This window comes from Streptomyces sp. NRRL F-5123 (assembly GCF_000721495.1).
Classification (GTDB): domain Bacteria; phylum Actinomycetota; class Actinomycetes; order Streptomycetales; family Streptomycetaceae; genus Actinacidiphila.
Genome location: NZ_JOHY01000011.1, coordinates 231,651 through 238,223, shown reverse-complemented (window position 1 = coordinate 238,223; position 6,573 = coordinate 231,651). Strand labels below are relative to the sequence as shown.

Genomic DNA, 6,573 nt, shown 5'->3' with positions numbered 1-6,573 from the left:
GGGGAGGGGGTTGCGGGGGTGGGCACGGGGCTATTTTCGCAGCGTTGCGCTCCGCGGGGGGCGGGGGGTGACGCTGCGGGGTGCGTGGTGCGGTGGCCCGCGCGACCTTCTGTGGGTGGGGGCTTCTCGCGCCGTTCTCCCCCAGAGCTTCGCCTGGGAGGTACCCCCACGCGCCCCTGGTGTTGCCCGGCGGGGCATCGCGCTGTCCGTGCGGGGGTGGGGTCGGGGGCCACTCCGGGGGTACCTCCTCGGAATGCGCGTTGACCCTCTTCCGTGTTCGGTGCCGCGCTGGGGAGCGCATTCCTGCGGGGGCACCCCCGGATCGTCCCCCTCCCGAGGTTGCGTTGGCGGCTGCCCCGCCGGTGGGGGTGGGGGTGGGTGGGGTGATCGGCCCCCTCCTCGTGCGTTGCGTCGGCGGCTGCCCCGCCGGTGGGGGTGATGTCCACGGGACTGCGGGTCGCCCCCGATGGCGACTCACCCCCACAGGTGGACAGAAAGCCGCCGTCTTACCCGCACGGGTGGTGGGGGTGGGAGACACCCCGCGCCGCCAGGCGCGGGGCACCCCCCACCGGCGGGAAGCTGACCGGCCGACCGGGCCACCGGCCCACCGGCGGGAAGCCGACCGGCCGACCGGCCCACCGGCCCACCGGCGGGAAGGCGGCCGGCTGGGCGGCGGGAAGCCCACCGGCTCAGGTCGTGATGGAGCGCCATGCGGTGGGGAGGGAGTCGGCGACGTCCAGTGCGGAGAGGGGGCCGCCGGTGAGGCGGGCGGAGAGGCCGTGGAGGTAGGCGGCGGCGGAGGCCGCGTCGAGGGCGGGGAGGCCCGCGGCGAGGAGGGAGCCGGCGAGGCCCGAGAGGACGTCACCGCTTCCGGCGGTGGCCAGCCACGGCGTCCCCGTGGCGTTCACCCGCACGGCGCCCCCGCCGGGAGCGGCCACCAACGTGGTGGAGCCCTTCAGGAGCACGGTCGCCCCGAAGCGCTGGGCCAGCTCGCGGACCGCGGCGAGGCGCGACGCCTCGACGCCCTCCCGGGCGCGCCCGAGCAGCGCGGCGGCCTCGCCCGCGTGCGGGGTGAGCAGCGTGGGGGCGGTACGCGCCCGTACCGTCTCCCGCTCCATCAGCCGCAGCCCGTCCGCGTCCACGAGGACGGGTACGTCCGCGGCCAGCACCTCCGCGACGGCCGCCCGCGCGCCCGCGTCATCGCCGAGCCCCGGCCCGACGACCCACGCCTGGACGCGCCCGGCGGCGTGCGGCGAACCGGTCGACACCAGCACCTCCGGGTGCCGCGCCAGCACCGCCGCGCCGCCCCCGCCGACATACCGTACGGCCCCGGCCCCCGCCCGCAGCGCCCCGGAGACGGCGAGTACGGCCGCCCCGGGATACCGGTCGGACCCGGCGACCACGCCGACCACGCCCCGGCGGTACTTGTCGCTCTCCCCGCCGGGCCGCGGCAGCAGCCGCGCGAGGTCGGCGTGCTGCAGCGCCTCCACCTCCGGCGCCCCCAGCTCCAGCCCGATGTCGATGAGCCGCAGCGCCCCGGCCCGCCCGGCTCCCGGGTCGACGAGCAGCCCGGGTTTGTACGTCCCGAAGGTCACCGTCACATCCGCCCGCACGGCCGCCCCCGCGACCTCGCCCGTATCGGCGTCCACCCCGCTCGGCAGGTCCACCGCCACGACCGCGCCCCGCACCGCGTCCAGCAGCTCCGCGGCGTTCTGCCGCAGCGCGCCCTTGCCCCCGATCCCCACGATCCCGTCGAACACGAGGTCGGCCCGCCGCACCGCGACGGCGCCCTCCGCCACCCTCCCGCCCGCGGCGAGCAGCGCGGCCAGCCCCTCCGCGTGCGCCCGCTCGGGCGCGAGCAGCACCGCCGTCACCCCGGCTCCCCGCCGGGCCAGCCGAGCCCCGGCGAAGAGTGCGTCACCCCCGTTGCTGCCGCTCCCGGCGAGCACCACGACCCGCCGCCCGTACACCCGCCCCAGCACGTCCGCCCCCACCGCCGCGAGCCCCGCGGCGGCCCGCTGCATGAGCGCCCCCTCCGGCAACCGCGCCATGAGCGCTGCCTCGGCGTCCCGCACGGCCTGCACCGTATGCGCGTACCTCATCCGGAAACCCTCCCGTCCGCCCTTTCCCCCGACGATACGGACGCCGCAGGCCCCCAGCACCTCTAAGCTGGTGCGCGTGATCATCGGAGTGGGCATCGACGTCGCCGAGATCGACCGCTTCGGCGCCGCCCTCGACCGCACCCCCGGCCTCGCCGAACGCCTCTTCACCCCGGACGAGCTCAAGCTCGCCTCCGGCGAGGACCGCGGCATCGCCTCCCTCGCCGCCCGCTTCGCCGCGAAGGAAGCCCTCGCCAAATCCCTCGGCGCCCCCGCCGGCCTGAGCTGGCTCGACGCGGAGGTCGTCACCGAGGACTCCGGCCGTCCCCTTCTCACCGTCAAGGGCACGGTCGCCGCCCGCGCCGCCGCACTTGGCGTTCGCACCTGGCACCTGTCCTTGAGCCACGACGCGGGCGTCGCGTCCGCCGTGGTCATCGCCGAGGGGTGACCTTCCCCTCCGGGGGGTGCCCCTTGCGGTGGGCGTTCGGCTCCCCGCCGGTGGGGGTGCCTCGCGCCTGGCGGCGCGGGGGTCTCCCACCCCCACCACCCGTGCAGGTGGAAGCGACAGCTTCTGTCCACCTGTGGGGGTGAGTCGCCATCGGGGGCGAACTGCAGTCCCCGAAAACAGCACCCCCACCGGCAGGCAGCCGCCGACGAGACCCCGGGAGGGGGACGATCCGGGGGTGCCCCCGCAGGAATGCGCTTCCCAGCGCGGCACCGACTCGGGAAGAGGGTGAACGCGCATTCCGAGGAGGTACCCCCGGAGTGGCGCCCGACCCCACCCCCGCACGGACAGCGCGATGCCCCGCCGGGTAACAACAGAGGGGCGCGTGGGGGGTACCTCCCAGGCGCAGCTCTGAGGGAGAACGGCGCGAGAAGCCCCCACCCACAGAAGGTCGCGCGGGCCACCGCAACAGGCACCCCGCAGCGTCACCCCCCAGCCCGCAGCAAGCGCAACGCCTCTGCAAAAGCGGCGCCCGCCGCGGTCAGCGGCGCGAAGAACGCCGCGTCACACGCCTCCGCGGCAGCGACCGCGGCGTTCGCGAGGGAACGCCCCTCCGGCGTGACGGAGAGGGTGCGGGCACGGGCGTCGTGCGGGTGCGGGTCCCGCGTCAGGAGGCCCCGGGCCTCCAGCGCGCGAAGGACCTGCGAGGTCATCATGGGATCCGTCGCCGCGTGATCGGCGAGCCGCCGCTGCGTGACGGGCGCGGGCGCCTCCGCCGCCTGGAGGTACGTCAGGGACGCGAGCAGCACGAACTGCACGTGCGTGAGCCCGTACGGCTTGAGGGCGGCGCGCTGAGCGGCCTGCCACCGGTTGGTGACCTGCCACAGCAGCAGCCCGGTGCTCTCCTCGGCGGAGGAGTGCCCGGTCGCGAGCCCGCCCGTCGCAAGCCCGCCGTGCGGCTCAGCGGCGGAGGAGTGCCCGGTCGCGAGCCCGCCCGTCGCAAGCCCGCCGTGCGGCTCAGCGGCGGAGGAGGAGGCGGTGGAGGGGCCCGCGGGCCCCGAGGCCGCTGTCGCAAGCCCGCCGTGCGGCTCGGCGGCGGAGGAGGAGGCGGTGGAGGAGCCCGCGGGACCCGGGGTCATGCGGACTCCGCCGCGGCGCGCAGCCGTTCGAGGTCGGGCCGGAGGGAATCCGCGATCCCCTTCCCGAGCGCGAGGTTCCAGATCCGCGCCAGCGGCCCCCGCATCGTCACGGTGACGTCCACCCGGGTGGACCCCTCCTCCGTGACGGAGACGAGGTGGCGGAAGGTGAGCCGCGCACCGAAGAGCTTGGAGACGTCCGTGAACTCCCGCCCGGGCACGAGCTCGGCGACGACGAACGGCACCTTCGGCGCACCCTTGGGCTTCAGCTCGCCCTTGGCGCCCTTGACGAAGGGGCCCTTCAGCCGGACCCACTCGGTGTCGGCGTTCCATTCGGGCCAGGTCTCCATGTCGGCCCAGCGGGCGAAGAAGGCGTCGGGGGCGGCGGAGGACGTGATCTGTGCGGTGGCCAGCGTGATCATGGGATTAGTATGCGCACATACTAATGCGCGTCAAGGACATCCGCCCGGCCCGCCTGACACACTGACCTGGATGAACGACATGACGAACCAGCGCGCACTGGCCCGTATCGACCTCGCCGCCCTGCGGGCGAACGTCGCCGCGCTGCGGGCGAAGGCCCCCGGTGCGGCCTTCATGGCGGTCGTGAAGGCCGACGCGTACGGCCACGGGATGGTGCCGTGCGCGCGCGCCGCGCTGGAGGCGGGCGCGGGCTGGCTGGGCGTGGCGACGCCCGAGGAGGCGCTCGCGGTGCGCGCCGCGGGCATCGGGCCGGAGCAGGCCCGCGTGCTGTGCTGGCTGTGGACGCCCGGCGGGCCGTGGCGGGAGTGCGTCGAGGCGGACGTCGACGTGACCGTCAGCGCGCAGTGGGCGCTCGCCGAGGCCGTGGCGGCGGCGCGGGCCGCGGGCCGCCCCGCGCGCGTCCAGCTCAAGATCGACGCGGGGCTCGGCCGCAACGGGGCGCAGCCCGCGCAGTGGCCCGCGCTCACCGCGGCGGCGCGGGCGGCGGAGAAGGCCGGGCTCATCCAGGTCACGGGCGTGTGGGCGCATTTCAGCTGCGCGGACGAGCCGGGCCACCCGTCGATCGCCCGCGAACTCGCGGTCTTCCGGTGGGCCGTGGAGCAGGCCGCGGACGCGGGCCTGGAGCCCGAGGTGCGGCACATCGCGAACTCGCCGGGCACCCTGACGCTGCCCGAGTCGCACTTCGACCTCGTCCGGCCGGGCGTCGCGATGTACGGGATCTCGCCGGTGCCGCAGGTGGGCGGGCCCGCCGACTTCGGGCTGCGGCCGGTGATGACGCTGGCCGCGCGGCTGGCGAGCGTGAAGTCCGTACCGGGCGGCCACGGCGTGAGCTACGGCCACCACTACGTCACGCCTGGCCCGACGACGCTTGCGCTGATCCCCGTGGGGTACGGGGACGGTGTGCCGCGGCACGCATCCGGCGCCGGGCCGGTCCTGGTGGCGGGGAAGTGGCGGACGGTGGCCGGACGGGTGGCGATGGACCAGTTCGTGGTGGACCTCGGCGGCGACGCCGCGGCCGCGGGCGACGAGGCGCTGCTGTTCGGCCCCGGCGACCGGGGCGAGCCCACCGCGGAGGACTGGGCGCGCGCGTGCGGCACGATCGCGTACGAGATCGTCACACGCATCGGCCCGCGCGTCCCGCGGGTGTACGACGGGTGTGCCTGAGCCGGTGGGAGACGCCGTGAAGTGGGAGCGGGCCGGGCTGGTCGGCGCGGCCATCGGTGTGGTGGCCGCGGGCGCGGCCGCCGGGGTGGCCATCGAGCGGGTCACCGTCGGGCGCAGCGTCCGCCGCAAGGCGCAGCTGGCGCTGGACGCCGCGGGCCCGTACGGCAGCCTGCGCGGGCAGCCGGGCACGGCCGTCGCCGAGGACGGCACCGAGCTGTACTACGAGACGGACGAGCTGGTCGAGCCCCCGGCGGCGGCCGAGCCCGCGCGGCGCGGCTGGCGCAGGCGCCGCGAGCCCGCGCCCGAGCCCGCACCGCTCACCGTGGTCTTCTCCCACGGCTACTGCCTCAACCAGGACTCCTGGCACTTCCAGCGCGCCGTCCTTCGCGGCACCGTACGGGCCGTCTACTGGGACCAGCGCAGCCACGGCCGCAGCGAGCGCGGCCGCGACCAGGCCGCGGGCGGCCCGGCCACCATCGACCAGCTCGGCCGCGACCTCAAGGCGGTGCTGGACGCGGCCGTGCCGGAGGGCCCGGTCGCGCTCGTCGGGCACTCGATGGGCGGCATGACGGTGATGGCCTTCGCCGACCAGTACCCGGAGTACGTGCGCGAGCGCGTCGCGGGCGTCGGCTTCGTCTCGACCTCGTCCGGCAAGCTCGCCTCCGTCACCCTCGGGCTGCCCGCGGTCGGCGCGCGCGCCTTCCGGGCGGTCGCGCCGGGCCTGCTGAAGATCATGGGCAGTCAGGCCGAGCTGGTGGAGCGCGCCCGGCGGGCCACCGCCGAGCTGTTCGCGGGCGTCATCAAGCGCTACTCGTTCGGCTCGGACGTCGAGCCCGGCGTCGAGCGCTTCGCCGAGCGGCTCATCGAGTCCACGCCGATCGACGTCGTCGCCGAGTTCTACCCGGCCTTCACCGAGCACGAGAAGGGCGAGGCGCTCGCCGTCCTCGACGGGCTGCCCGCGCTCGTGCTCGCCGGCGACAAGGACCTGCTCACGCCGAGCGCCCACAGCACCGAGATCGCCGAGCGGCTGCCCGCGGCCGAGGCCGTGATCGTGCCCGGCGCGGGCCATCTGGTGACCTTCGAGCGCCCCGACGTCGTGAACCCGGCGCTCGCCCGGCTCATAGCGCACGCCGCCGACTCCGTCCGCGCGCCGGTCGGCGACGGGTTGCGCGAGCTGGCCGCCGCGGGCGGTGCACAGCCGGTGTACGGCGGGTGACGTGCGGCGGATCGGGGGCGTACGGCGCGTAGG

Annotated in this window: 6 protein-coding genes; 3 read left to right on the top strand and 3 right to left on the bottom strand. The window is 76.3% G+C overall.

Going from position 1 to position 6,573, the window contains the following annotated elements:
• Nucleotides 1-689 precede the first annotated feature (689 nt).
• Nucleotides 690-2,102: a bifunctional ADP-dependent NAD(P)H-hydrate dehydratase/NAD(P)H-hydrate epimerase gene (locus IH54_RS0113895; protein ID WP_031516503.1), complete on the bottom strand. Its 1,413-nt coding sequence runs from the start codon at nt 2,100-2,102 to the stop codon at nt 690-692.
• A 76-nt stretch (nt 2,103-2,178) separates the two neighbouring features.
• Between IH54_RS0113895 and IH54_RS0113890 the strand changes: the two genes are divergently transcribed.
• On the top strand, nt 2,179-2,547 hold the full coding sequence (locus IH54_RS0113890; protein ID WP_031516501.1) for a holo-ACP synthase: 369 nt from the start codon (nt 2,179-2,181) through the stop codon (nt 2,545-2,547).
• A gap of 482 nt (nt 2,548-3,029) precedes the next feature.
• Here the strand turns inward: IH54_RS0113890 and IH54_RS46785 are convergent, their stop codons facing one another.
• Both IH54_RS46785 and IH54_RS0113880 read right to left on the bottom strand, forming a co-directional pair.
• The gene (locus tag IH54_RS46785; RefSeq protein ID WP_078862181.1) at nt 3,030-3,683 is read right to left on the bottom strand and encodes a MarR family winged helix-turn-helix transcriptional regulator; all 654 of its coding nucleotides are present in this window, start codon (nt 3,681-3,683) and stop codon (nt 3,030-3,032) included.
• On the bottom strand, nt 3,680-4,102 hold the full coding sequence (locus tag IH54_RS0113880; protein WP_031516497.1) for an SRPBCC family protein: 423 nt from the start codon (nt 4,100-4,102) through the stop codon (nt 3,680-3,682). The genes IH54_RS46785 and IH54_RS0113880 overlap by 4 nt, the downstream gene beginning before the upstream one ends.
• A 70-nt stretch (nt 4,103-4,172) precedes the next feature.
• Between IH54_RS0113880 and alr the strand changes: the two genes are divergently transcribed.
• Nucleotides 4,173-5,324 carry an alanine racemase gene (gene alr / locus IH54_RS0113875; RefSeq protein WP_031516495.1) on the top strand — a complete coding sequence of 384 codons (1,152 nt, stop codon included), beginning with the start codon at nt 4,173-4,175 and terminating at the stop codon, nt 5,322-5,324.
• Nucleotides 5,317-6,540: an alpha/beta fold hydrolase gene (locus IH54_RS0113870; protein WP_052397405.1), complete on the top strand. Its 1,224-nt coding sequence runs from the start codon at nt 5,317-5,319 to the stop codon at nt 6,538-6,540. Before alr ends, IH54_RS0113870 begins: the two co-directional genes overlap by 8 nt.
• Nucleotides 6,541-6,573: the final 33 nt, after the last annotated feature.